Origin of the sequence: Fibrella aquatilis (assembly GCF_017353255.1) — a bacterium.
Classification (GTDB): Bacteria; Bacteroidota; Bacteroidia; order Cytophagales; family Spirosomataceae; genus Fibrella; species Fibrella aquatilis.
The window spans coordinates 61,449-87,286 of the sequence record NZ_JAFMYU010000021.1; the positions used below are offsets into that span (position 1 = coordinate 61,449).

Genomic DNA, 25,838 nt, shown 5'->3' on the forward strand with positions numbered 1-25,838 from the left:
AACTCACTACATTATGAAAACCATGCTTTTTCTGTTTGCCTGGGCAGGTGCCATCAGTTCTGGTCCAGCCCGGCCTAATGCCAATCCGACAACTAGCACTACCGCTCCCAAACCTCAGATCCAGTCCGGGGCGGAGCAGACGGGCCTGTACGTTACGTCGCTGAAGGGCAAGCGCGTGGGCATGGTGGTGAACCAAACGTCGATGATTCGGCAAACGCACGTGGTGGATAGTTTGCTGAGCCTAGGCGTGAGTATCAAAACCATCTTCGCGCCCGAACACGGCTTTCGGGGAACGGCCAGCGCGGGCGAGAAAATCGGCAACGGGCGCGACCCAAAATCAGGCGTGAGCATCGTGTCGCTCTACGGCAAGAATTACAAACCCGCTGCCGCCCAACTCGACTCGCTGGATGTAATTGTGTTTGACATTCAGGATGTTGGCGCACGATTCTACACCTATATCAGCACCCTTCACTACGTGATGGAAGCCTGCGCCGAAGCCAAAAAGCCCCTGGTGGTGCTGGACCGGCCCAACCCCAACGGCCACTACGTAGACGGCCCCGTGCTCGACCCGGCGTTCAAGTCGTTTGTGGGCATGCATCCTATTCCAGTGGTGCACGGCCTCACGGTGGGCGAACTGGCCCGGATGATCAACGGCGAGAAATGGCTGGCCGGGGGACTGCAATGCTCCCTCACGGTGGTGCCCGTGAAAGGCTACACCCACGCCACGCCCTACACGCTGCCCATTGCGCCTTCGCCCAACCTACCCAATCGGCAGGCGGTGTTGCTGTATCCATCACTCTGCTTTTTCGAGGGCACCAACGTGAGCCTGGGTCGCGGCACCGACACCCAGTTTCAGGTGATTGGCTCGCCCACCTACCCCGGTGGCCCCTACACCTTCACGCCCACCGACAAGCCCGGCGCCGTAAACCCACCCAACAAAGGCAAGCTCTGCTACGGCTATAACCTCACCAAAATCGACGCGCAAAAGCTGGGGCTTTCGCTCAGCTACCTCCTCGACTTCTACCAGAAGACACCCGATAAAGAGACGTTCTTCCTCAAAACAAACTTCATCGACAAGCTGGCGGGCACCGATCAGCTTCGTAAACAGATCATTGCGGGCGTCCCCGAAAAGGCCATCCGCCAGAGCTGGGAACCCGCCCTAACCCGCTACAAACAACTCCGCAAAACGTATTTGCTGTACCTTTGAAAAAACAGTTTAAAGTCTAATGTCTACAGTTCAATGTTGAGTCGGCGTATTGCTCACGCTTATGAATGGTGCGCCGACTCAACATTGAACTGTAGACATTAGACTTTAAACCTCTCTTTATGACCGAATCCATTGCCCAACTATACGCCGAAATTGAAGCGGCGACCGTAACGAATAAGGAGCAGCTAGAGCAGTATCGGCTGCGGTACCTGAGCAAAAAAGGGGCCGTGACTGAGTTGTTTGAGAGCCTGAAAACCGCCGCCGCCGAAGACCGCCGTGCCCTGGGTCAGCAGCTTAACAGCCTAAAAAACCTGGCACAGGATCGGTTTCAGGCCTTTCAGGAAGCCGTAGAGGCATCGGAGCAGACGGCATCGTCGCAGCCGCCGGTTGATCTCACACTACCCGTAGTGCCCAACCTGATGGGTACGCAACACCCGTTGAGCATTGTGCGGCAGCGCATTATCCAGATCTTCGAGCGCATTGGCTTCAACGTGGCCGACGGACCGGAAATCGAGACGGACTGGTACAACTTCGGGGCACTCAACTTCGCCGACAATCACCCCGCCCGCGAAATGCAGGATACGTTTTTCGTGGAGAAAACAGACACCCCTTCGCAGGACGTGCTGCTGCGGACGCACACCTCCAATGTGCAGATTCGGCTGATGGAACAGGTACGTAATTCGCCCGGTGGGTTTCGGCCTATCCGGTCAATCATGCCGGGGCGGGTGTATAGGAACGAGGCGATTTCGGCGCGGGCGCACTGTCAGTTTCACCAGGTGGAGGGCATTTATATTGACCGGAATGTGGGCTTCAAAGATCTGAAAGACACGCTCTATCATTTCGTAAAAGAGCTGTTTACGAAAGACACTAAAATCCGGTTCCGTCCCTCTTATTTTCCCTTCACCGAACCCAGCGCCGAGATCGACATCTCGTGCCAGATTTGTGGCGGCAGTGGCTGCAACGTCTGCAAATACACGGGTTGGGTCGAGATTGCCGGCTCCGGTATGGTAGACCCTAACGTGCTGATTAACTGCGGCATAGACCCCGACGAGTTCACCGGTTTCGCCTTCGGCATGGGCATCGAACGCATCACCATGCTAAAATACCAGGTACGTGACCTGCGCCTTTATTTCGAAAACGACGTGCGCTTTTTAAGGCAGTTTGAAGGATTATAAACCCCCTCTCCTATGCAGACCTATTATGATCCCGCCGACCTGAAGAAGTTTGGCAAAATCGGTGAGTTCCAGAAAGAATTTGCCGACAAGTTCTTCGCCTATTACGGCGCGGTGTTCGCCGAAGGTGCCCTCACCGCCCGCGAAAAATCACTTATTGCCCTGGCCGTTTCGCATACCGTGCAATGCCCCTACTGCATTGATGCCTATACGTCAGACACCCTCGAAAAAGGCTGTTCGGAGCAGGAAATGATGGAGGCTGTCCACGTTGCCGCCGCTATCCGGGGTGGTGCCACGCTGGTGCACGGCGTGCAAATGATGAACAAAGCCAAAGAATTGAGCATGTAAGGATTTACGAATTACGATGTACGATTTACGATGTGGGCTTGCATACGGGTTTACTCCAGTGCAAACCGAAGCGTAAGCAATAAATCGTAAATCGTAAGTCGTAAATCGTAAATCAGAACATGAAATCCCTCAAAGCCTCCGGGCATGTGTTGGCTAGTTCGGCGGCGCAGCTTGACCTCATCGAAGGAGACAACTTCGGTAAACTCGGCCTGCCGTCTTTCCATGAGCAGTTGGGTCAGATTGGCTTGTTTCCGCTGAAGCCCACGCAGATCGACATTTTTCAGGTCAATATGGGCAAGATGTGCAACCAGGTTTGCCAGCACTGCCACGTGGATGCGGGGCCGGACCGGAAGGAGATCATGACCCGCGAAACGATGCAGCAATGCCTCGACGCGCTGGCCCAAACCACCATCCCCACCGTTGACCTTACGGGTGGCGCGCCCGAAATGAATCCTGATTTCCGATGGTTCGTCACGGAGCTAACCAAGCTGGGGCGGCATGTGATTGTACGCTGCAACCTGACCATCATCGTGGCCAATCCCAAGTACCACGACCTGCCCGAATTCTTCCGCGACAACAATATCGAAGTAGTCAGTTCGCTTCCTTTCTACAATGCCGACAAGACCGACCGGCAGCGCGGCAAAGGAGTCTTCGCCGACTCGATCCGGGCCATGAAAATGCTGAACGACGTGGGCTATGGCGTAGCCGGTACGGGCCTGATCCTGAACCTGGTCTACAACCCCAATGGCGCCTTTTTACCCGGCAGTCAGGAAAGCCTGAAACGCCAGTTCAAGCGCGTACTGAATGACGAATTTAACCTGACGTTCAATGACTTATACGCCATTACCAACATCCCCGTCAGCCGTTTTCTCGATTACTTATTGAAGTCGGGTAATTACGACGGTTATATGGAAAAGCTCGTCAATGCTTTCAATCCGGGCGCGGCGGCAGGCGTGATGTGCCGCAACACAATTTCCATCGGCTGGGACGGCCAACTCTACGACTGCGACTTCAACCAGATGCTCGACCTCACCGTGGCCAGCCCCGTCGCCCACATCCGCGATTTCAACGCCGATATCCTCAACCAACGCGCTATCATCGTCAACGAACACTGCTACGCCTGCACGGCCGGGGCAGGGTCGAGTTGCGGTGGGAGCACGGTCTGATTTACGACTTACGATGTACGAATTACGATTTTTGCTGACGCGTCAACCTATCGTGCGTAAACTGACGCGTCAGCAATAAATCGTAATTCGTACATCGTAAGTCGTAAATCCCAACTCTCAATCCCCAATCCAACATCCCTTGTCCTACCTAGACGCTACCATCGACGTATATAAGCAGGCGGCTGAAACGCCTGACGTTGGCCTGTGCTGCACCACCAACCCCGTGTGGCAACTGCCCGGCCTGAGCATGCCCAAGAAAATGCTCGACATGAACTACGGCTGCGGTAGCACCGTGAACCCCCGCGACCTCGTTAACAGCCCTACAGTGCTGTATGTGGGCATTGGCGGTGGTATGGAACTGCTCCAGTTCGCCTATTTCAGCCGCCGACCGGGGGCCATCATCGGCGTCGATATTGTGGACGAAATGCTGGCGGCCTGCAAGGAAAACCTGCTGGAAGCCGAAGCCCAGAACGACTGGTTTCACCACGATTTCATGGACCTCCGCAAAGGCTCTGCCCTGGCGTTGCCCGTCGATGATGACAGCGTAGACGTGGCCGCGCAGAACTGTCTGTTCAATATTTTCAAGGCTGAAGACCTCAGGCAGGCCCTGGAAGAAGTGTATCGGGTGTTGAAACCACGCGGTCGGCTGGTGATGTCAGACCCTACCTGTGAACAGCCGATGTCTGACGAACTGCGGAATGACGACCGGCTACGTGCCTTATGCCTGACGGGGTCACTACCGCTAAAGGCCTACCTCGACATGATTGCCAGCGTGGGTTTCGGCACTATTGAAGTACGGGCCAAACGAGCCTACCGGGTGCTGTCGCCAAACCATTACGCCACCAACGAGCTGATTTATATCGAAAGCGTGGAAGTTTGCGCCATCAAAGATCCCATGCCCGCCGACGGTCCTTGTATCTTTACAGGGCGTACCGCTATTTATTACGGCGATAATGACCATTTCGACGATCACAAAGGCCACGTGCTGCTGCCCAATCAACCCCTGGCTGTCTGCGACAAAACCGCCGGTGCCCTCGCCGCCCTCGGCCGCAATGATATCTTCATCTCACCCTCAACCTACTTCTACGACGGAGGGGGGTGTTGTTGATTTTGGATTTCGGATTTTGGATTGGGCTGACGCGTCAGCTACGCCGAAGTAAGCTGACGCGTCAGCCCAATCCAAAATCCGAAATCCCCAATCCAAAATCCCATGTCTCCCATTCGTCTCTCTGACCTTGCTTATACCATTGATGCCGTGCTGGAGGAGAGCTTCGGGGGGAAAGCCATGTGGGTGGTGGCCGAAACCAGCGACATCAAAAATTACCCCGACCGGCAGTATTGCTTCATGACTCTGGTGGAGCGCGAGGGCAACCAGACTGTGGCGAAGCTGGAAGCGGCCATCTGGCGGAAAAACTACCCCATCATCCGGCAGTTCGAGGCGGCTACGCAGGTGGCTTTTGCCCGCAATATTCAGTTGCTCATGCTGGTGTCTGTCAGCTACCATGCCGTGTATGGCATGCGGCTGGAGGTGCATCAGATCGATCATGCCTACACGCTGGGCAACCTCGAACGCGAACGGCAGGCCGTACTGGATAGCCTCGTGCGCGATTATTCGCAGTTTGTCTGGCTCGATCAGGGGCAGTACATCACTAGTAACCAGATGCTCGACCGGCCCGCCGTTTGCCAGCGCATTGCCCTCATCGGCGCGCCCAACTCCGACGGCTGGCGCGACTTCAGGCAGGAGTTAGCCAACAACCCCTGGGGCTACCGCTTCCTGATCGACGACTACGCCACGCAGGTGCAGGGCGTGGGGGCCGACAAGGCCATTTGCGCGCAACTGGAGCAGATTGCAACCGGCGGCGTGCCCTACGACGTGGTTGTGATGGTGCGCGGCGGCGGCTCGCAGCTCGACTTTGGCGCGTTCGATACCCTGCGCATGGGTGTAGCGGTGGCCAGTTTTCCATACCCCATCATTGCCGGCATTGGCCACGACCGCAATGTGAGCATTACCGATATGATGTGCCACCAGAGCGTGAAAACGCCCACCAAAGCCGCCGCTTTTCTGCTCGAACACAACCGCACGTTTGAGGAAACCTGCCTGCAACTGGCCTTCCGCGTGGCCGAATCGGGCCGGGTGGCGTTGCAGGAAGCCCGCGAAGAAGTAGACCAGCTTACCGACAGGTTTCGCTACGGCACGCAACTGTACCTCCGCAACCGGCAAGTGGAACTTACCGAAAAAGCCACCACCATCCGCCACCTCGACCCGATGAACATCCTGAAACGAGGTTACGCGCTGCTCAGCCAAAATGGTAAGATCATCACCCGCGCCGCCCAATTCCAGCCCCATTTGCCCGTTGACGCACAGTTGGTGGATGGTAATCTTGAATTAAGAATTAAGAATTAAGAATTATGTTACCGAGCCAAGCCCATTTTCCAGTCTTTTCATCCAGTTAAGGTTTGCCTCACGTCTGCATTCTTAATTCTTAATTTTTAATTATCCTTATGACTTACCAGGATGCTTATGACCAGCTTACGACGCTGGTTGATGAAATTGAAAACGATACCGTGCCGCTAGACGAGCTGCCGGGCAAAATTCGGCTGGCCACAGAGCTGATTGCGTTTTGTCAGCAACGGTTGCGGGCCGTAGATGATGATTATCAACAAGCCGTGATTCAATTGCAGAAAAGGCAGTAGTCGAACATTAATAAATGGCTCATGGGCTGCCATTGAAAAACTGTGGTTAATTTTGACTTTCCTCTTCAAAAAGAATCACATTCCAATACGGCACAGGTAGGAGTGAAAGCGACCGTTATGCCGCCGTATTGACACCGTATCTGACTACTACTTATGACATTATTTGGTGCTTTCAATGAGGTTTTGACCCCCGACGTACTGGCCAAAATTGCCTCTTACGAAGACGAACCTGCCGAAAAAACCACGAAAGCGGTAGAAGGCCTGGTCCACACCGTCTTTGGTGGCCTACTAAAACGAACCACCACCGAAATTGGCGTCAACCAGTTGTTCAGCCAGCTCCAGAAAAGCGGCTACGACGGCTCCCTCACTACCGACTTGTCGGCGGTTCTGAAAGATGCTACCCTCACACATACCGTTATCACTAACGGCAACGAGGCCATCAGTCGGCTGTTGCCGGCCATGAAAAGCTCTATCGCGGGCATGATTTCGTCATACGCCGGCATCCGCAACTCGTCGGCTATTTCGCTGTTGGGGCTTACCGCCGCCGTGGTGCTCGACGTGCTGGGGCGGCAGGTGAAAGAAAAAAAACTCACCGCCGACGGCCTGGCCGCGTCGCTGTTCGATCAGCGCGAAGCCTTTATTAACGCTGTGCCCGAAGGCCTGTTTCCGCAGTTGGTAGAGAAAGTGGGCATCCAGCAAATTGTGGCTGGCGTGGCTGCTCCCGCCCGCAGCAACGCCCCCTCGGCCAGTATCCGGCCTTCGGCCACTCGGCCTATTCCGGCTTCGACGGTCTCGTTTGAACCCGAACCCGACAGCGGTTCCGATGGTTCGGCGGGGAAATGGCTGATTGGTTTGGCCCTGCTCACGGCCCTGGGCGTAGGTGGCTTTTTCATCTACCAGAACAGCATTAAAAACAGCGACAATCCCAACGAAGCCTTGTCGACGGAAGTACCGGCCAATTCGAGCGACTCGGCTGCTGCCGATACCGTGGCCCGGTCGTTGGCCGTGCCTGTCGATACGAGTGCGGCCCGTCCGGTATCAGCGTCGGTTACGTCGGCCACTACCGCAACGGGCGTAGCGGTGGCCAATCCCGGCGCTACCGATGCTACCTTCAACACCGCCCTGACTACGTACCTAAACGACCCTGTTCAACCAAAAGGCCGCATATTCGGGCTCACGGGCGTCACCTTCGCGCCCGGTTCGCTCACGATGACCCCAGCATCGCAGGGGCAGGTGAATGAGCTGATCGCCCAGTTGAAAGCCCGCCCTACCATGCAGGTGCAATTTCAGGGCTATGCCGACGATGCCCCAGTGGGTAGCGGCATAACCAACAAGGCACTATCGTTTAAGCGGGTCAACGTGCTTAAGCAGCAACTCGTTACGGCGGGCATCAACTACCTCCGCGTCGACGCCATCGGCCTGGGTACGGGCGTGAAAGTGGGCGAATTGGGCAAGCAACCCCAGCGCAAAATCAACGTCAAGATTATTTCGAAGTAAAGAGGAGGTTGGATACTGGACGCTGGATATTGGACTATCTACCACAGCAGTAGCTTTGTTTTTGTCCAATATCCAACGTCTAACGTCCAGCGTCTAAAAGATAAAGTTCGTGCTCAGGAATACCGATTCGTGATTTCCGACGATCTCGTTCAATATCCCTTTGTTGGCCGATGTATCTTTCGTGGCCACCGCCGACCGGATGGAGAACGAACGCAGGGCATCTTCAACCGACAATGTACCCTCAGCCGAGTCTTTACGGCCTGTAAATGGAAACGTGTCTGGTCCGCGCTGACACTGGGCGTTGATGTTTACCCGGCTTACCAGGTTCACCAGCGGGTCGATGAGGGCAGAAATAGCCGTGGCGTCGGTTCCGAAAATACTCGCCTGCATGCCGTGATCGTCGGTGATGAGGTAATTGATAAACTCCTCTACATCGTCGTAAGCCACTACGGGTACTACCGGCCCAAACTGCTCGTCGCGGTAGAGCTTCATTCCCTCTTTTACCGGAAACACCACCGCCGGGCGAAACAGTGATTCGCTCACCTCACTGCCACCCTCATTCATAATTTTCGCCCCGCCCGCTTCGGCATCGTGAATAATGTTGGTGAGGTAATCGGTCTTACCCGGTTCGGGCAGGGGTGTGATCTGCGCACCGTCGGCCCAGGGCATACCCAGTTTGAGCGCGCTCACCGCTGGGCAGAATCTGGCCAGAAAAGCGTCGACGACAGAGCGGTGCGCCCAGATGATCTTGATGGCCGTGCATCGCTGCCCGTTGAACGACAGTGACCCCAGCAGGCACTCCTGCACGGCTACCTCAAGGTCGGCATCGGGCAGGATGATGGCGGCGTTTTTGGCATCGAGGCTCAGGATAGAGCGCAGGCGGTTGAGTTTGGGGTGCTGCCGCTGCAACTCATCAGCCACTTTGCTCGAGCCAATCAGGGTTAGCACGTTCACTTTCCCCGACTGCATCACGGGCGGAATCACGTTGGCCCCGCGCCCGTAGAGCGAATTGACTACGCCTTTCGGAAAACTGGTTCGGAACGCTTCCAGCAACGGATAATGCAGCAGCGAACCGTGTTTGGGCGTTTTGAACAGGATGGTGTTACCCATCAGAATAGCCGGAATCAACGTCGTATAGGTCTCGTTGAGCGGGTAGTTGAACGGCCCCATCGACAAGACTACGCCTATTGGCGACCGCCTGATTTGCCCAATAATGCCCTCTTCGATCCGAAACCGTGACGAGTTGCGGTCCATGTTTTTCAGGGCGTCGATGGTGTCGTAGATGTATTTTACCGTCCGGTCAAATTCCTTGGTGGCATCGGCGCGGTTCTTACCGATCTCCCACATGATGAGGTTAATGACCAGCGTACGTTGCCCCAACATTTTGCCAATGAACGTTTCCATGCAGGCAATGCGGTCGGCTACGGCCATTTGCGGCCACTCACCCCGCCCGTTGTCGTAGGCAGCCACGGCGGCATCCAGCGCGGCCATAGCCTCGGTGGGTCCAAAAACGGGGTAGCTGCCTACCAGGTGTCGTTGCCAGACACCCGTGGCATCAGGCATCCCAACGGGTGAGTACACATCGGCGGTTGTGCCCGTCCAGGGCACCATCTCGCCGTTAAGGAGATACTCGCGTTGATGGATGGGTTCAATCTGAACATCGGTGGGTACATCGGCCATAGTAGCCGGAAAAAGATTGGCAGATAAGGATGTCATTTAGTTACTGCTAAAAGGTGAGTACGGGCCATATTCCGACCGCGATAGTCGTATAACTACGCAGAGGCAATTACTTCTTTGCGAACGGCCTTTTTAGTGGTGCTGTGGTGCGTAAATAGGCCACCAGTTCCTTCACCTCTGTCTCAGAAAGTGGCTCCAGCAAGCCTGTGGGCATCATAGAAACAGGGTTTACCTCCCGCGACTGGATGTCTGATTTATTGACCACCACGGCATCCTGCCCCACCACCCGAAGCGTGAGTTGCCGCTCGTTTTCTTTGGCCACATTGCCCACATACGTCCGTCCGTCGCGGGTGGTAACGACCACCATTTTGTAATCGTCCTGTATTTCGGCGCTGGGGTCCAGAATATTGCCAAGCAGGTAGTCCAGGTTAGCCCGGTTCGATCCCGTCAGTTCGGGGCCGATGATGCCGCCTTCGCCGTAGAGTTTGTGGCAGGGTCCGCAGGTGGTCAGGAAAATAGCCCGACCCTTCACCGCGCTGGCCTGACTAACGGCCTCGTCGGTAAGGAGATTGCGGTAGCGGGCATACGCCTTTTCGTCCAACGACACATGGTCAATTGGTCCCCACACTTCTACGAAGCCGCTGCCCACCACCCGGCGCAATTGCCGGGCCACGTAGGTAGGCACGTCGCGTTTAGCTAGTTTATTTTTGGCCAGCGCCTGGGTCAATAGCCAGCCGTAGCTGGGTCGTGAGGCCAGCGTCTGAATGGCCGCTGTTTTCTCGGCGGGGGCCAGTTTCGGGTACTGCTCCAGCAGTTGTTTGCCCAACGCCTCGTTGTCGTAGCTGGCCACCGCCCGGATGGCCTCCAGGCGAAGGGTTGGGTCGTTGAGCAGCGCGGGTAGCATAGGCAGCAGTTCGGGCCGTTGCTGCACCGCCAGCGTCTGAAGCGCCTGTTTTCGTTGATCAACGGGCATTTTGGCGTCGTTGAGTACGGCTAGGGTTTTCATGGCCATTTCGGTACCCCCAAAGCGATTGCCAATATTGGTAGCGAGCTTGGCGGCCGCATCGTTCGCCCCTTTCAGCCGCGCATAGGCAGCTTTCCAGTTGGTGGGAGCCGTCAGATCCGACCGACCTTCTACACCGTCGCGCATACCTTCCAGCAGATTAATTTTGTTTTTAGGCTGGGCGGCAATCGTGGCTACGAGGGCCTCGGTAGCGTTGGCATCTACCGCCCGGCGGGCAATGAACTGCGTTACCAGGGGTAGCTGACTTTGCGTGGCCAGCGCCAGGGCACGTTTGGGGTTTTCGCCCACCAGCGGTTCCAGGCCATACCAGATCAGTTTGGGCAGATTATGGTCGGTGGCATCTTCACGGTGGGTGAGCAGCCCCTCGGCCAGTTTCCAGCGAACGTCATTGGGCAACCGCTGCATGGCCGAGGCCAGGTACAGCCGCACCACCGGCGAGGGGTCCTGCCGGGCCATGGTTTGGAACGCCGTCAGGGCGGCCACCGGGGGGTTTTTGTCTTCGCACAGCAGTTGCACTGCCCATGCCCGCACGTAGGCTTCTTTGTCGGACAGTGACTTTGTCAGTTCGTCGGGGGTTAGGATACCCGTTACGTGCATGGTCCACAGGGCACGGAGCCTCCAGCTGGTGTTGGGGTTTGTCTGGAAGATCGTGTGCAGAGCCGCCTGCGCCGAGGAGGCTAGTTTGTCGGCGGCAGCCCGCCCTTGCAGAATCACCCGTGCCCGGCGGGCGTGCCATTCGCTGCGGCTGGTTTGTAGCGCCACCAGTTGATCGTCGGTCATCTTACCCAGGTCGCTGTATCGCCCCGACCAGTTTTCGGCTTCCGAGGCCGTGGGCATGATGCGGAAGATCCGGCCGGTTTCTTCGTTCAGCACACTCGACCCGCAAATGTCGGCATCGTGCCAATCGAGCACGTAGAGGCCACCTTCGGGGCCAATTTCGAGGCTAAACCCAACCCATTGGGCGTTGTTGGCCAGCATAAAGTCTTCGCCGTGCGTCCCCACAAAGCCCGACCCCTTGGGCGTAAGCACATCCGACAAGATGCCGTGTTCGTGGATGTTGGCCATGAAAATACGGCCCTGCTGCGTGTTGGGGAAAGCATCGGACAGATACACCCGCGCCCCGCCATGCGCTGAGCGGTGGCTGTGGTCGGCAATGGTTTTGATGTCGTCGTAGACGTAGGGGTTGAAATGCTGCCCCCCCTGCCGGTGGTAAATGCCGCCCGGAATTATGTGCCAGAGGTGCGGAATCACGCAGGCCGTAATGAGCATCTGCCCCTTGGCGTCGTAGTCGATGCCCCAGGGATTGCTAAACCCGTGGGCCACTACCTCAAACTTGTCTTTGGTAGGGTGGTACCGCCACACCCCACCGTTAATATCGGTGCCTTCGCCCGTCAGCACGTCGTCGGGGAAGGGATCATTGTGTTTGTAGAGGCGGCCTTTACCAACGGGTTTGCGCACCTTCGAGGGCGTAGCAAAGCCCTGGCAGCCATAAAGCCAGCCGTCTGGTCCCCAATGGAAACTGTTCAGCGTTTCGTGGCGGTCGCGAATGCCCCAGCCCGTCAGCCGCACCTCGATATCGTCCATATCGGCTTTGTCGTCGCCGTTTTTGTCCGGCACGAAAAGCAGGTTGGGCGGAGCACCCACAAACACGCCATTAAAGCCCACGGCAAGGGCCGCCGGAAATGCGATGCCCTCCATAAATACCTTCCGGCTGTCGGCCACGCCATCGTGGTCGGTATCTTCCAGAATCAGGATGCGGCTATTGCCTGCGTTGGAGAACCCCTTGCCCCGCGACTCGTAATCGCGGTTTTCGGCAATCCACATCCGCCCCCGGTCGTCCCAACAAAAGGCCATGGGCTGGGTCATGAGTGGTTCAGCTGCCCAGGCGTTTACCTGATACCCCTTGGCCACGGTCATGGCCGAAACGGCTTCGGCGGGGGTGAGAAATTTAGCTTCGCGGCCCTCTTTCTGAGCCACACTCCACAACACCGTCGAGTTGTAGATGCCCGCGTTGCCGATGAATTCGCCGAAGGTTTTGTTCAGGGCCACGTCGTTAAGTGCGCCCGTGTAGATCACGATCTCGTGTTTCAGCACCTCAGTATCACCTTTTTTGATGTGCCAGTCGCCGTTGCGCGCGCGGGCGGGGCCAATACCCAGTTGCCCGTCTACACGCCAGGGGGTGGGGTAATTGCGGTTTTGGGGGTGATCCAGAATGGCAACGTGGGCCAAATCGCTCCGCCCGTCTACCTGCATCCCCACATCGACCCAGGTGGCGGGTTGACCTTCCGCTTTATCGTTGCGCTGGCGGGCGGCGTTCACCACCTCGCCCCGGATGCCTTCGTGCCAGGGCATCCGCAGAAACAGCCCGCCGTAGTCGTATTTGCCAATGGTGACGTCGGTTTGGGCTTCGCCGTTCCAGTCGAGGTTGAGCAGAAACGTGCCGTTCTGTTCGCGCATCGACCAGTTTTGGGTCTCAGTCAGCACGGCTTTACCGGTCGAGTCGATGAGGTTATACACGGTCTGCCAGCCCACAGCGTTGCCCTTGGCAGGCACCACTTTGGCCGACACCCGCCGCCAGTAGTCGCCCTGCGGATGGTGGAAATAGTCGCGACCATTCACGCGGGTGAACCCCCAGTATAGGCCTGTCTGGTGTTTGTGGTGGCCGGGGCTGTATTCGGTCAGCACCCCTTTACCGTCGGGCGCGGCAATAGGGTGCAGGTAGGGCCTGAAATCGGCTTTCGTTACCTGCGTGAGTAGCGGCGTTTTCTCCCCGGCGCGGTATACGCTGATGGCCTCGTCGTTTTTGTCCTGTTTAATCACCAGCGGCTTTGGCGCAACGACCGTGGCCCCCAGCGAAGAGGCAGTATGGTCAACAGGAACAGGCCGAAACGCAAAGGAAAGGCCAAGCAAAACAAGGCTGATACTGAAGATCGTGAGTTTCATAACTAGCTAAAGGCATGATTACCCAATAAATCCCTTTCCGCCCCTTTTTTACCAGCCGATCATGTTGATTGATATGGACTCAATCGTCCTCATTATCCACAAGGTCATGCCTCATTTTTACCAGTTCAACGTAATGCGCCCACGTCAATTGGTGAGACAGAACAGCCATATTAGCGTATTTCCGATACAGTAATCGCATGTAAATCAGATTACTACGATCAAATCCTTTGCCGAATTGGTGAGACAGATCACGAGATAGGCGAGTTATCAACTGACTTCCATAATCGGCCCGAGCCTGTCCACCTTGTTCAAACTCAATTATCGTTTGCCCAATTTGCCAATAGGTTAATAGCAACGTTCGTTGCGCCGACTGCATTGCGGTTCGCTGCCCGGTTGTATATACTGTGGCAATTCGACTAATCAGATCGGCGTAGTCAGAATTGGGGATTAGTTGGCTCATGATAAGCAAGTAAACAAAAAAGCCACAACGCACCTATCATGGCATGTTGTGGCTAATTGTACCGGGTGCCGGACTCGAACCGGCATGTCCTTGCGAACAATGGTGTTTGAGACCATCGCGTCTACCGGTTCCGCCAACCCGGCAGGGTTAAACTTGCCCAACGTGGGCCGGTAGTTCTCTTGAACGTGATGCAAAAGTAGGCTTTCAAGGCCGAAAAAGCAATATTGAACCACCAATTCAGCAGTATCCAACCCAGCCCGCCACCATGACCAAGCTCTACTCCGACCTGGCCTACCTCTATGACGCACTCTATCAGACGTTTATCGACTACGACGCCGAGTTCACGTTATACGAAACGCTCATCCAACCCCACCAAGCAACATCGGTACTTGAGATTGGGTGCGGCAGTGGGCACCTCGCCAGTCGGTTTGTGGCGGCGGGCTATGCCTACACGGGCGTCGACGTGAGTCCGCAGATGCTGGACCTGGCCCGCCAACGCTGCCCGGAAGCCTATTTCGAGCTGGCCGATATGCGGACGCTGGCCCTGGCACGTACCTACGATGCCGTGCTCATTACCGCCCGCAGCCTGAGCTATATCCTCACCAATGCCGATGTGCTCAGTACGTTCCGGCAGTTGACAAGCCACCTCTCCCCCACCGGCACCCTCCATTTCGACTTCATCGACGCAGGTACGTTCCTGTCTGGCCTGAACCCCGAAGCCGTGGTAGAACACCGGGCGGTGTATGACGGGCAAACCTACCTGCGCCAAAGCCGCTACACGCCTAACCTCACCACCGGCTTCAGCTGGGACTGGCATTCCGATTTTTTCATTGAGGTATCAGGGCAGCCCCTCCAGCCCGTTGCTCAGGACGACGCCACCCTCCGCGCCTTCCTGCCCGCCGAAATCAGGCTGCTGCTCCAACTGGCCGGATCAACGGTTCTCTCTGAACAAAAACAACCCACGTATGCCTTTGATACGTGGGTGTTTTCAGCCGCCGTTGGCTAACGCCAATCTCAATCGGTACCACAATAAAAACGGCCTCTCTGCATTAGAGAGGCCGTTTTTATTAACAAACCTTATAGGTTTCCAAACCGCAGCGGCGGACCGCCTATAAGGTTTAAAACTTGATGTTCAGGTTGGCATTGAACATGGTGCCCAACTGGCTGAACTGCGAACCGTTATAGCCCAGGATGTCGTAGCGGCCGCTGAAGCCCAGGTCGCCACGCAACCGCGCTTTGGCCAGGGGATCGGCAATGGCTTTTGCACCTTCGTTATCCAGCGCAACCAGGTCCCACTTGGGCAGCACGTTAAACAGGTTGTTCACGTTGAGCGTACCCGTCACATTTTTGCTAAACAGGTAGCCAATGCTCAAGTCGGTCACGGCAGCGGGTACAAACGTGGCCTTGATGTGCTCCATGATAGCACCGCCGTTGTCCAAATCCTGGAATGACGTTGAGCCAAACAGGGTGCTATTCAGATTTAGGTTAAACTTGCCAATGGCGTAGTCGGCGCCGAAGATCACCTTATAGCGGGGGCGGCTTTCGGTCAGCAGCGATTTAATCTGCGTGTTCAGGATGGTCGAACCAGCGGCTTTGATCGGGGCGGGGTCGGTTGGGGTACCCACAATTTCGTTGTTAAGCGTGAAGTTGCCCGCCACGTTCAAACCCAGCTTGCCGGCACCCAACAGGATGTTCCGGTACGATACCACAGCGTCGATGCCCGAGTTGTTAGTTTCGATGCCGTTGATAAAGAACTGGATGCTCGTAACGCCATACTGATTCAGAATCTGACCCAGGGCGCTGTTGGCGTTCGACGAGCTAATCGACGAGCTATATACGATCCGGTCTTTCACGTTGATGTTGTAGTAATCGAGCGTGATGTTCAGGTTCTTGGTGGGGTTCAGGGCCACTCCCAACGTCAGGTTGGTCGATTTTTCGGGGCGCAGTGAGGGAATACCCAACAAACGGGCCTGGGTGCTGCGGTTATTAAACAAACCCGATGACTGAATCTGCCCGCCCACAAACGACGCCTGGATAGACTGGGCATAAATCTGGTGCAGCGTAGGGGCGCGGAAACCCGTTGAATACGAGGCCCGTAGCACCACTTTCTCGTCGGCGATTTTGTAGCGCGTCGAGAGCTTATAGACGTTGGCGTTGCCGAAGTCGCTGTAGTTCTCGGTCCGAACGGTACCGTTGAGCAGGAAATCTTTGGTCACGTCATAGCTCAGGTCGGCGTAGGCACCGATGTTAAAACGCTGGTTCACACCGGCATTCAGCGGGTTCAGACCGGGGAACGAGTTTGACCCCTGACCCGTATATGACGCTTCGTCACCGGCAATGATGGTGTACTTCTCCGACCGGGCCTCCATACCAAACGCCAGACTCAGTTTGTCGGTCACCTGCTTCGACACGTCGACGTTGCCAACGATGTGGCTGAACTCGTATCCACCGGGCTTGAAGCGCGTAGGGCTGGCTTTGCCCAGCGACCGGTTTACGGTGTTATCAACGGTGTAGTTTTGGCTGTTGAAGCCCGTGGTCAAGCTCACGTCATGCTTCCAGCCGTTTGTTTCGCCCTTGATACCCAGCGTAGCGTTGTTGTCGATCATGTCACCTTCAAAGGTGGGCACGTAGCCGATATAGCCTTTGTATAGGTCTACATTGTCTTCTTTCGGAAATGCCAGTGTGGCCTGCGTCAGGTAGTTTTTACCGCCGTTGTCGGTGGGACTGTGGAGCAGGCCACGATCCTGCCGCCAGTAGGGCGTGCGGAAGTTGGCAAAGCTCGATACGCGCTTCATCACCATAGCCGCGTTGCCATACAGTTCCAGCTTATTACCCAGCGATACGCCGCCGTTGATCAGGAAACGTGCCGCCGAAGTTTCGCCCGTGCCGTTGACGTTGTTGGCCGTTGGGAAGTCCCGCAAATACGCATCAATCAGGGCATCAGAAGCGGCATCACCACCGAAGGCGGCTTTCTCAGACGGGGCGTAGATCGTGCCAGAGCGTACGGCGCTATTTTGCTGCTGTAGGTTGAGCGTGTAGTTCAAAAAACCTTTGCCACTTAGGTTGCTGCCTCCGTTGAACGCCACGCTATACATGCCGCCGTCGCCTTTCGAGGTGATACCCGCGTTAAGGTCAAGGCTCGAAAAGTCGTACTTGTCTTTGAGGATGATGTTGATTACCCCCGCAATAGCATCGGAACCGTACTGAGCCGAAGCACCGTCGCGCAGAATCTCCACCCGCTTGATGGCCTGCGTCGGGATGGCCGAGATATCAACGCCCGTTTCGCCACGACCGGGCGAAAACTGTACGTAGAGCAGCGAAGACAGGTTTTTGCGCTTACCGTTGACCAGAATCAACGTCCGGCTAGGACCCATGTTGCGCAGTTCCCAGGGGTCGAGCAGGGTAGTAGCATCGTTTACGGGCGTGTTGACGGTGTTAAACGAAGGCACCCGGTACTGGAGCGACTTATCGAACGTAGGCTGGCCCGTGGTCTTTAAATCGGCCGCCGACAGAATGTCTACCGGCACGGGTGAGTCGACGATAGAGCGTTGTGAAGCACGGCTACCCACTACAACTACCTCTGCGAGGTTCGAGAGTGCTGCTTCAAGTTGCACGTCCAGCGTTTGGTCGGCACCGGCCATCGTCACTGTTTTGGTAGCGGTGGTAAAGCCGATAAACGAGTAGCTTACTTTTTGGGTGCCTTCGGGCACTTTTAAGGCGTATTTGCCTTCACCGTCGGTGGTAGCACCGGAGTTGGTACCCACCAAAATGACAGATACCCCTGCCAGAGGCGACTTGGCTTCGTCGGTGATGGTACCTCTTAGCACGGCTTGCGCCCACGACACACTGGTGGTAAGCACAAGTAAAATTACGGACACCACAGTACGGGTGGTTACGGTGTACCTGTTAAGCATAGGTTCTACGGTTTTTTTGACTAAAGAGACAATTTTGTATTGTCTCTTGACAAATATAAACCACAGAAAAGTTTAAACCACGCTTAAAACCGTATCATATTTGTATTAAGCAAAAGTAATATGAGTACAGGTTTCACAATTTAATGTTTAGATACTACACAAAAAACCCAATTTGTACATAAGTATATAGAGTTCTCGCACTAGTATTTTGCCGTATTTATTCGTAGCGCAGCGCCTCGATAGGATCGAGACGGGAGGCCCGGATGGCGGGGTAAATGCCTGAAAATAAGCCCACTGCCACACACACCACAATGCCCAGTACCATCCAGAGCCAGGGCACCACAAAGTGACCTATTCCCTTGCTCACGGCGCTGGCAACCACGTTGCCCAAGGCCAGGCTCAGCAAAATACCAAACACGCCACCCAGCAGGCAAATCACAATGGCCTCGAACAAAAACTGCTGACGGATACGGCTCGGCGTGGCCCCCAGCGACTTCCGAATGCCAATTTCGCGGGTACGCTCGGTAACCGACACCAGCATGATGTTCATGAGGGCAATGGCCGCGCCCAGCAGCGTGATAGCACCAATGCCGAACCCACCCCAGCGCAAATAGCCCGTAGTGTCAGCGATATCATCGAGCAGGGCATTGTCGCGCTCGATCTCGAATGAATCGGGTTGCCCCAGCATGTCGTGGCGGATTTGGCGCATAAGTCCGGTAGCCTCACCCACGGCCATGTCCTGGTCGGCAATCTGCGTCACCGATGCCGAAATATCGAACGTGAGCGTCCGGTCTCCAGCCAGTTGACGACCCGTTTCAAACGGCACCAGCACAATCCGGTCGTCACCAGCACCACTGAGCGAGCCTTTTTTGGCCAGTACGCCCAGCACCCGAAATTGCCCGCCCATAACGCGGATTACCTGCCCGATGGGGTTGACGTTTCTGCCAAATAATGATCCCGCCAGTTCACTGCCAATCAAGGCCACATTGAGTGACAGGTCGATATCATTGGCGGTAAAGGCCCGCCCTTGTGCCAGTTTATAACTTTTCACGGGCAAATAGTTCTCGTCGATGCCCATCACCTGCACGTTCGGGTTGGTTTTCTTCGACCCATATTTCACCTGCCCCCCGCTGGTGATCGGTGCGGTAATGGTGATTGTGGCCCCGTATTTGTACCGTTTCTTGAACGCCAGGGCTTCGTGGTAATCGATAGGGCGGTCTTTCTGGATCACCCGCCCACTAAACCGGCGCGTTTCCTGCCGGGGCCCAATGCTGAACGTGTTAGCACCCAGCCCCTCGAAACTGCTGCTCAACGACGCCTGTATGCCATCAATCGCCGTGAGCGTACCCACTAATGAGGTAATGCCAATGGCAATAATGAGGGCCGTCAGGATGGTCCGCAGCCGGTTGCTGAGGATAGAGCGCCACCCCTCGCGGATATTTTCGAGTATATTCATTTTTAATGAACAATATATAATGCACAATGTACAATGTCGCTCACGGCAGAGTTAGTCGGATTAAGTACGCTGGCTGATGAGCCATTGTACCGCATCGGCGGACCGATTATACATTGTTCATTGTACATTTAGCCTTTTTTCCTTCGTTACAAAGCTACTAGCTAACCGGCTTGCCAACCTGCCAATGAGACGCTTACTCCTACCGCTTGTCCTTTTTCTGCTGTCGACGGCCAGTTTCGCAGCGCGTATTCTGATACCCATGGACGAAGCGCAGAAAAACCACCTGAAGGCCTATGGAATTGCCTATTGGGTGCTGAAAACGCACGATACCGAAATCGACTGGCTGCTCAACTATCGGGGCGGGTCGTTCCTGCTGCCGCAGTCGCCCGCGTTTGCCAAAGAGATGCTGATTCGGGGCGTTACGTTCGAGACCATTTCGGATGCCGACGCGGCCAACATTTTGGCAGAAATCAACTCGCCCAATGCCAACATGGATGCCGTGAAGCTCCAGAAAGCCCCCAAGGTGGCCGTGTATTCGCCCAAGACCAAACAGCCCTGGGACGATGCCGTGACGATGGTGATGGCCTACGCCGAAATCCCCTACGACGTGGTGTTTGATGAAGAGGTGCTCAACAGCAAACTGCCCGAATATGACTGGCTACACCTGCACCACGAAGATTTCACGGGGCAGTTCGGTAAGTTTTTCCACATGAAAGACCAGCCCTGGTACATTGCTCAGCGCCGCGAGGCCGAAGTGATTACCCAGAAATTTGGCTACACCAAAGTGCCGCAGATGAAGCTGGCCGTGGTGAAAAAAATCCGCGATTTTGCCCTTGGCGGCGGCTACATGTTCGCCATGTGCAATGCCACCGACACCTACGACATTGCCCTGGCCGCCCAGAACACCGACATCGTGGATGCCTTCTACGACGGTGACCCCTTCGACCCGCAGTGCAACAGCAAGCTCGATTTCAGTCAGACCATGGCATTCAAAGATTTCCAGGTCTACACTAATCCGTATATGATTGAGTTCTCGAACATCGACAACCAACCCGAAGAGCGCGGCCTGAGTGAACACAACGATTACTTCACGCTGTTTCAGTTTTCGGCCAAGTGGAACCCCATACCAACTATGCTGACGCAGAACCACCAAAGCACGATCAAGGGCTTTATGGGGCAGACCACGGCCTTCAAAAAAGCCTACATCAAACCCCAGGTCGATATTCTGGCCGAAAACCGGGCCGCGGGTGAGGCGCGGTATATTCACGCTCCTTATGGCAAAGGCTTCTTCACGTTTTACGGTGGCCACGACCCCGAAGACTACCGCCACGAAATCGGCGAGGAACCCACCGATCTCAACCTGCACCCCAACTCGGCCGGCTACCGCCTCATTTTGAATAATATTTTATTTCCTGCGGCAAAGAAGAAAAAACAGAAAACGTAGGGAATTACGATTTACGAGGTACGATTTACGATTTTTGCTAACGCATCAGCTTACGCACGATAGGTTGACGCGTCAGCAAAAATCGTAAATCGTACCACAGCGGCTAGGCGCCCCCGGCGGACAGCTCGTAATTCGTAAATCCCAACGTGGCAGCACCAACAGATAATAAATTCCGGCTGTGGTTCAAGCGGCTCGGCTGGGCCGGGTTCTTGTTTTTCCTGATCAAAGGTCTGCTCTGGCTTTTGATCCCCTACCTGATCGCCAAAGGGTTTTGGTCGAAATAAAAACGGGCACCGGTACGTACTCGTGATTACGTTGCTACACAAATCAACCGCTCGTCAAATTCGCGGGCAACCCTTGCGTACTTTTCTGCATCTTTGGTTCAACACGTTCTGAACCAACCGTATGCAAGCCGCTTTGCCAAATTCTGCCCCGGCCTACCCCCTCTCCCCTGCCCGCACTACCGACTGGCGCTTGGGGCTGCCTACCTACGTGTACGCCGTTGTCTTTGCCTCCTTCTGCATTGTCATGGGTCTCCTCTGGGACATCATGTGGCACATGAGCATTGGCCGCGACGGCCTGTTTTCGGCCCCGCACGTGGTCATGTATACCGGCGCACTGGTGTCGGGCCTGTTTTCGGGCTACCAAATCCTCTCGATGACCTTCCAGAAAAACCACCCCGACCGGCCCAAATCGGTGCGGTTCTGGGGCGTGTTCTACGGATCGCTGGGGGCCATGTTCTGCGCGTGGGGTGCCCTGGCCATGCTCACCTCCGCCCCCTTCGACGACTGGTGGCATAACACCTACGGGCTTGACGTTCAGATTCTTACGCCACCTCATACGATCCTGCTAGTGGGTATGATGATGGTGCAGCTTGGGGCTATCGTGGCCGTGCTGGCGCAGCAAAACCAGACCAACAGTCAGACCAGCCCCCGGCAGGCGGCTCGTATCCGGCTATTATTTACCCTGTCGAGCGCGTTCATGCTGTCGGTGTTGTTTGTGCTGGTCTCTGAAAACCTGGGGCGGTATGCGTCGCATAACTCGTCGTACTATACCAACGCGGCCATCATCTTCCCATTTATTTTGCTGGCCATCGGGCGGGCTGCCAGCAATGACACCCAGTTTCGTTACCCGATCCTGACGGTGGCCGCTATCTATATGCTGGTCATTGCCGTACCAAGCTGGGTGCTACAGGCTTTTCCGGCCACGCCCAAGCTGGGTCCCGTTCGCAACCCAATTACCCATTATCAGGCCTTTGTTTTCCCCATGCTGCTGGTCTTTCCCGGCTTTGCCCTCGACTGGATTTTTAACCGATTCTCGAAAGACCGTGTCGCTAATCCATTGAACGATTGGTTGTTAGCGGCTATAGCAGGCACCGTATTCTTAGTCGTTTTTTTGGCGGTACAGTGGCCCTTTGGCGGATTTTTGCAGGAATCACCACTGGCCCGCAACTGGTTTTTCATGAGCCATTCGTGGATGTATGCCGAAGACCCTAATTGGGAATATCGGTACAAATTTGGCCCCTGGTTCACGCAGACAGCCGGTGAGTTTGCGCTCAATTTTGGTCAGGCTCTGCTCATCGCCTTCGCCTCGGCCCGCATTGGCCTCTGGTGGGGCAACTGGATGCGGCGCGTTGTGCGGTAGAACTAGTAAAGAAGTAAGAAACCTCGCAACAATTGATCACAAAGCCATTCTTGCTTCTTACTTCTCAATCATTACCCCCCTTATGAAACCCTTCCTCCTTTCGCTCTTTATAGCTCTTACTCTTTCACTCTTTGCCGAAGGCCACGTGGGCAGTGCCGGGGTGATTGTGCAGAAACAAGTAGGCAACTATCAGTTACTGGTCAGTGTGCAACCGCCCGACGTGGTGCCGGGTACGGCGCATGTAACGGTGTATCTGGAAAAAGGCCAAGCCAGCAGCATTGCCGGACGGCCCGTTTACTTTTTTGAAGGCGATGAAGGTGCCCCCGAAGCCGAGGCCCTCACCGCCGTAGACAACAACCGTTTCGAAGGAGCCATCTGGCTCATGCAATCCGGCTCAACCAGTATTCAGCTAACTATTAATGGAGCCGACGGCAAGGCAACGGTGGTGGTTCCGCTGTTGGCCACTTCTACCGCTACCCGCGATATGCCTGCCGGTACGGGTGTCGGGTTGGCCATCATGGGCCTGCTGCTGGTAGCCATGCTGGTGACCATTATCGGAGCCAGTAATGCCGACGGGGTAACCAAGCCTGGCAGTGCACCAGGCAAAAGCGTTCAGAGTCGTCGGCTGGTGGGCATGGCTATTGGCGGTGCTGTACTGGTGCTTGTGCTGTCTGGTGGCCGTATGTGGTGGAACAGCTGGGCCGATGAATACCGGACCTACCAACTCTATAAACCCGTTCCGCTCATCAGTACGGTCGTCCCGGTCGAAAACGGACCGGGCCGGGCCGCCGGTGCGGGTGTTCCGCAGGTAGTGCTGACCATGCGCCCCGACACGACAGGGTTCAGCCAGAATCGGCGTCGGCGCCGCGATTTCAACCTGCTTGTGCCGGACCACGGTAAGCTCATGCATACGTTTCTGGTGCGGATGCCGGGCATGGACGCCTTTGCCCACGTGCACCCCACCCGCCGCGATTCGCTGCATTTCGAAACAAAACTAGCTAACCTGCCAGGTGGTCGCTACCTAGTGTTTATGGATGTAGTCTACCGCTCCGGCTACGCCGAAACCCTTACCGACACCGTCGACGTGCCCGTCGTGAAGGTATCGGCTGCCCAGGCTGCCCTTCCCCGCCCTGTCGACCCCGACGATAGCTATTTGATGGCCGAACCCATGGGCGTGAAACAGGACGCCGTGGGCAAACTGCACCTCGACAACGACATGGTAGCCTGCGGCAAACCCGGTGCCAGCACCCGCCTGCCCGACGGCTCGACTATGATCTGGACCGACAAGCCCAGCCCGGTTCTGAACACGGGTGAACTGTATATACTAAAGTTTGCCGTGGCTGACCCTACTGGAAAAGCCGCCAAACTGGAACCCTATCTGGGCATGCCCGGCCACGCCGCCATCCTCCGTTCCGACGGCACGGTCTACATTCACCTGCATCCCGTGGGCACCTATTCGATGGCTTCTGAAGCCATGCTCGTCAACCGCATCGCCGACACCTCACGCACGGCTCCCAAGCTAAACGGTGCCCGTTTCCGCGACAGCATAGACACCTACGTAGCCCAGTTCAAGACCAAACCAGAGGCTGAAAAGAACGCTATGTTAGCCCTGCAAATGCCCGGAATGAGCCATGCCGACGGCATCAACAACATGATTTCGTTCCCCTACGCCTTCCCCCGCCCAGGCCATTACCGCATCTGGGTGCAGGTAAAACGTAACGGCCAGGTGCAGACGGGGGCGTTTGATACGCAAGTGAAATGATTTACGAATTACGATGTACGAATTACGATTTATTGCTTACGCACGGATTTGCTCTGGCGTAAGCAATAAATCGTAATTCGTACATCGTACATCGTAAATCACAGCGCTAGTATCACAAACTCCACCCGCCGGTTTACTTTGCGCTCTTCGTCGGTGCCTTTGGTCAGGATGGGGCGGGTGTCGCCGTAGCCGACAGTTTCGATCCGGTCTACGTCAATGCGCTTGCCGACGAGGTAGCGTTGACAGGCCAGCACTCGGTCGCGCGAGAGTTGTAGGTTGGCTTCTTTGTCACCGATAATGTCGGTGTGCCCTTCCAGCCGGATGCGGGCCTGCGGGTTGTCGTTCATGAGCGTGACCAAGCGGTCCAGTTCGGCAAAAGACGCCGGTAGCAGATCCGATTTCGACATGGCGAAATAGATGTTCTGCAACGTAATCTTAGTCCCCACCGTCAGTGGCTTTAATTGAACATTGCGCGTAATCTTCTGATTGTTAGACGCTTTCATCAGGTCAATCGTACCGCTGGCGGGTAAATATCCCTTCGCCGAGGCCACGTAGGTATAGACCTGGCTCCGTAGCAACTGCATCCGGTACGACCCGTCAGAGGCGAAACTCTGCACCGAATCCACTGGGGTCGATTTGTTCGACAACTGATAGGCTACGGTGGCGGTAATGGGCCTGTTGGTCAGCGAGTTACTCACCACCCCCGAAATCATGACCGTCTGCACGGCGGGCGGCTCAACAGGCTTTGGCGCGGGTGCGGGTAACGGCGTTTCGCCGGGAAGTCTGCTGGGGGGAGGCGGGGCCGGGGGGAGTGGCTGGTTGACTACCGGACTGGCCGGATTCCGTACATACAGATTGTAGATATTCCAGCACACAATCTGGTCGTAGTCATTGCACTCAAACAGATCGAAGTTTTCAAGTCCCTTGTCGAGCCGCTCAAAATAGAGCGTAAAGGAATACGACCGCCCACCATACGTTTTTATCTGTTTAGGCTTAAGCGGAATATTATCGGCCTTTACAAACGCAAACGTCCGGGCACCATTGGCCGCCACCAAACGGCCAGCCGGATCAAATTCAATGGAAACTCCCGACGGTATCTGCCTGCGATTCTCATCATAGGCAGGTCTGTTGGCATCGGTAAATGTTAGGTCCAGAATAGTATAGTCGCGGGTGAGGCGAATGTTATCGACCCGAACACCCCTGTCGGCTGGCTGGGCTGGTCCAGTAGCGGGAGGCTGGCTGTAGGTGCCGTCACCGTTGGGATAACCGCCTTGGCCATCGTTGGGGTATCTGCTGCCCGTGCTCCCCCCCGTTGAACCACCACCCGTGCGCGGAAAGGGATCATACAAACAACTCGACAACGAAATGGAAAGCAGGCAAAAAAGTAATAATCGGTAGTGCATAAGAGTCAGCGAGTTACGGTGAACGAT

The 25,838-nt window shown here is 55.7% G+C and carries 19 protein-coding genes and 1 tRNA gene; 13 read left to right on the top strand and 7 right to left on the bottom strand.

The window, feature by feature from the left end:
- The first annotated feature begins 13 nt into the window (after positions 1-13).
- The 8 genes from J2I48_RS21605 (at position 14) to J2I48_RS21640 (ending at position 8,084) form a co-directional block, all read left to right on the top strand.
- On the top strand, positions 14-1,207 hold the full coding sequence (locus J2I48_RS21605; protein WP_207337582.1) for an exo-beta-N-acetylmuramidase NamZ family protein: 1,194 nt from the start codon (positions 14-16) through the stop codon (positions 1,205-1,207).
- Between the two features lie 119 nt (positions 1,208-1,326).
- Positions 1,327-2,382: a phenylalanine--tRNA ligase subunit alpha gene (gene pheS / locus J2I48_RS21610; protein ID WP_207337583.1), complete on the top strand. Its 1,056-nt coding sequence runs from the start codon at positions 1,327-1,329 to the stop codon at positions 2,380-2,382.
- A 12-nt stretch (positions 2,383-2,394) separates the two neighbouring features.
- Positions 2,395-2,727 (top strand): arsenosugar biosynthesis-associated peroxidase-like protein, encoded by a 333-nt coding sequence (locus tag J2I48_RS21615; RefSeq protein ID WP_207337584.1) that lies wholly within the window; start codon positions 2,395-2,397, stop codon positions 2,725-2,727.
- Between the two features lie 119 nt (positions 2,728-2,846).
- Positions 2,847-3,893, top strand: a complete 1,047-nt coding sequence (gene arsS / locus J2I48_RS21620; protein WP_207337585.1) for an arsenosugar biosynthesis radical SAM (seleno)protein ArsS — start codon at positions 2,847-2,849, stop codon at positions 3,891-3,893.
- 139 nt (positions 3,894-4,032) lie between these two features.
- Positions 4,033-5,001, top strand: a complete 969-nt coding sequence (gene arsM / locus J2I48_RS21625; RefSeq protein WP_207337586.1) for an arsenosugar biosynthesis arsenite methyltransferase ArsM — start codon at positions 4,033-4,035, stop codon at positions 4,999-5,001.
- A 102-nt stretch (positions 5,002-5,103) separates the two neighbouring features.
- Positions 5,104-6,297: an exodeoxyribonuclease VII large subunit gene (locus J2I48_RS21630; RefSeq protein ID WP_207337587.1), complete on the top strand. Its 1,194-nt coding sequence runs from the start codon at positions 5,104-5,106 to the stop codon at positions 6,295-6,297.
- 98 nt (positions 6,298-6,395) lie between these two features.
- On the top strand, positions 6,396-6,587 hold the full coding sequence (xseB, locus tag J2I48_RS21635; RefSeq protein WP_207337588.1) for an exodeoxyribonuclease VII small subunit: 192 nt from the start codon (positions 6,396-6,398) through the stop codon (positions 6,585-6,587).
- Between the two features lie 153 nt (positions 6,588-6,740).
- A complete protein-coding gene (locus J2I48_RS21640) occupies positions 6,741-8,084 on the top strand; it encodes a DUF937 domain-containing protein (protein WP_207337589.1) in 1,344 nt (447 codons plus the stop codon).
- 93 nt (positions 8,085-8,177) lie between these two features.
- Here the strand turns inward: J2I48_RS21640 and J2I48_RS21645 are convergent, their stop codons facing one another.
- From J2I48_RS21645 to J2I48_RS21660, 4 genes are all read right to left on the bottom strand, one after another.
- Complete coding sequence (locus tag J2I48_RS21645; RefSeq protein ID WP_207337590.1) at positions 8,178-9,800, bottom strand: NADP-dependent glyceraldehyde-3-phosphate dehydrogenase; 1,623 nt, start codon at positions 9,798-9,800, stop codon at positions 8,178-8,180.
- Between the two features lie 70 nt (positions 9,801-9,870).
- Positions 9,871-13,728: a PVC-type heme-binding CxxCH protein gene (locus J2I48_RS21650; protein WP_207337591.1), complete on the bottom strand. Its 3,858-nt coding sequence runs from the start codon at positions 13,726-13,728 to the stop codon at positions 9,871-9,873.
- A gap of 79 nt (positions 13,729-13,807) precedes the next feature.
- On the bottom strand, positions 13,808-14,188 hold the full coding sequence (locus J2I48_RS21655) for a DUF1016 N-terminal domain-containing protein (protein ID WP_207337592.1): 381 nt from the start codon (positions 14,186-14,188) through the stop codon (positions 13,808-13,810).
- Between the two features lie 59 nt (positions 14,189-14,247).
- Positions 14,248-14,331 (bottom strand) — tRNA-Leu (locus J2I48_RS21660).
- Positions 14,332-14,453: 122 nt separating this feature from the next.
- Here J2I48_RS21660 and J2I48_RS21665 point away from each other — a divergent pair.
- Entirely contained in the window at positions 14,454-15,194 is a 741-nt protein-coding gene (locus J2I48_RS21665; RefSeq protein WP_207337593.1) for a class I SAM-dependent DNA methyltransferase, read from the top strand.
- A gap of 112 nt (positions 15,195-15,306) precedes the next feature.
- Here J2I48_RS21665 and J2I48_RS21670 read toward each other — a convergent pair whose 3' ends face one another.
- Together J2I48_RS21670 and J2I48_RS21675 are read right to left on the bottom strand one after the other, a co-directional pair.
- Positions 15,307-18,102, bottom strand: coding sequence for a TonB-dependent receptor (locus tag J2I48_RS21670; RefSeq protein ID WP_207337594.1), 2,796 nt, complete (start codon positions 18,100-18,102; stop codon positions 15,307-15,309).
- Positions 18,103-18,319: 217 nt separating this feature from the next.
- Complete coding sequence (locus J2I48_RS21675; RefSeq protein ID WP_207337595.1) at positions 18,320-19,558, bottom strand: ABC transporter permease; 1,239 nt, start codon at positions 19,556-19,558, stop codon at positions 18,320-18,322.
- A gap of 184 nt (positions 19,559-19,742) precedes the next feature.
- Between J2I48_RS21675 and J2I48_RS21680 the strand changes: the two genes are divergently transcribed.
- The 4 genes from J2I48_RS21680 (at position 19,743) to J2I48_RS21695 (ending at position 24,408) form a co-directional block, all read left to right on the top strand.
- Positions 19,743-21,002, top strand: a complete 1,260-nt coding sequence (locus J2I48_RS21680) for an asparagine synthetase B (RefSeq protein WP_207337596.1) — start codon at positions 19,743-19,745, stop codon at positions 21,000-21,002.
- A gap of 146 nt (positions 21,003-21,148) precedes the next feature.
- A complete protein-coding gene (locus J2I48_RS21685; protein WP_207337597.1) occupies positions 21,149-21,286 on the top strand; it encodes a hypothetical protein in 138 nt (45 codons plus the stop codon).
- Positions 21,287-21,407: 121 nt separating this feature from the next.
- On the top strand, positions 21,408-22,646 hold the full coding sequence (locus J2I48_RS21690; RefSeq protein ID WP_374758167.1) for a hypothetical protein: 1,239 nt from the start codon (positions 21,408-21,410) through the stop codon (positions 22,644-22,646).
- An 82-nt stretch (positions 22,647-22,728) separates the two neighbouring features.
- Positions 22,729-24,408, top strand: coding sequence for a DUF8832 domain-containing protein (locus J2I48_RS21695; protein ID WP_207337598.1), 1,680 nt, complete (start codon positions 22,729-22,731; stop codon positions 24,406-24,408).
- A gap of 98 nt (positions 24,409-24,506) precedes the next feature.
- Here J2I48_RS21695 and J2I48_RS21700 read toward each other — a convergent pair whose 3' ends face one another.
- Positions 24,507-25,811, bottom strand: coding sequence for an OmpA family protein (locus J2I48_RS21700; protein ID WP_207337599.1), 1,305 nt, complete (start codon positions 25,809-25,811; stop codon positions 24,507-24,509).
- Positions 25,812-25,838 lie beyond the last annotated feature (27 nt).

Coding starts and splice junctions, on each gene's coding strand:
- J2I48_RS21675 (WP_207337595.1), bottom strand. CDS start 19,558: ATGAATATACTCGAAAATATCCGCGAGGGGTGGCGCTCTATCCTCAGC.
- J2I48_RS21605 (WP_207337582.1), top strand. CDS start 14: ATGAAAACCATGCTTTTTCTGTTTGCCTGGGCAGGTGCCATCAGTTCT.
- J2I48_RS21645 (WP_207337590.1), bottom strand. CDS start 9,800: ATGACATCCTTATCTGCCAATCTTTTTCCGGCTACTATGGCCGATGTA.
- J2I48_RS21695 (WP_207337598.1), top strand. CDS start 22,729: ATGAAACCCTTCCTCCTTTCGCTCTTTATAGCTCTTACTCTTTCACTC.
- J2I48_RS21650 (WP_207337591.1), bottom strand. CDS start 13,728: ATGAAACTCACGATCTTCAGTATCAGCCTTGTTTTGCTTGGCCTTTCC.
- xseB (WP_207337588.1), top strand. CDS start 6,396: ATGACTTACCAGGATGCTTATGACCAGCTTACGACGCTGGTTGATGAA.
- J2I48_RS21665 (WP_207337593.1), top strand. CDS start 14,454: ATGACCAAGCTCTACTCCGACCTGGCCTACCTCTATGACGCACTCTAT.
- J2I48_RS21640 (WP_207337589.1), top strand. CDS start 6,741: ATGACATTATTTGGTGCTTTCAATGAGGTTTTGACCCCCGACGTACTG.
- arsS (WP_207337585.1), top strand. CDS start 2,847: ATGAAATCCCTCAAAGCCTCCGGGCATGTGTTGGCTAGTTCGGCGGCG.
- J2I48_RS21630 (WP_207337587.1), top strand. CDS start 5,104: ATGTCTCCCATTCGTCTCTCTGACCTTGCTTATACCATTGATGCCGTG.
- J2I48_RS21680 (WP_207337596.1), top strand. CDS start 19,743: ATGAGACGCTTACTCCTACCGCTTGTCCTTTTTCTGCTGTCGACGGCC.
- J2I48_RS21670 (WP_207337594.1), bottom strand. CDS start 18,102: ATGCTTAACAGGTACACCGTAACCACCCGTACTGTGGTGTCCGTAATT.
- J2I48_RS21655 (WP_207337592.1), bottom strand. CDS start 14,188: ATGAGCCAACTAATCCCCAATTCTGACTACGCCGATCTGATTAGTCGA.
- J2I48_RS21615 (WP_207337584.1), top strand. CDS start 2,395: ATGCAGACCTATTATGATCCCGCCGACCTGAAGAAGTTTGGCAAAATC.
- J2I48_RS21700 (WP_207337599.1), bottom strand. CDS start 25,811: ATGCACTACCGATTATTACTTTTTTGCCTGCTTTCCATTTCGTTGTCG.
- pheS (WP_207337583.1), top strand. CDS start 1,327: ATGACCGAATCCATTGCCCAACTATACGCCGAAATTGAAGCGGCGACC.
- J2I48_RS21690 (WP_374758167.1), top strand. CDS start 21,408: ATGCAAGCCGCTTTGCCAAATTCTGCCCCGGCCTACCCCCTCTCCCCT.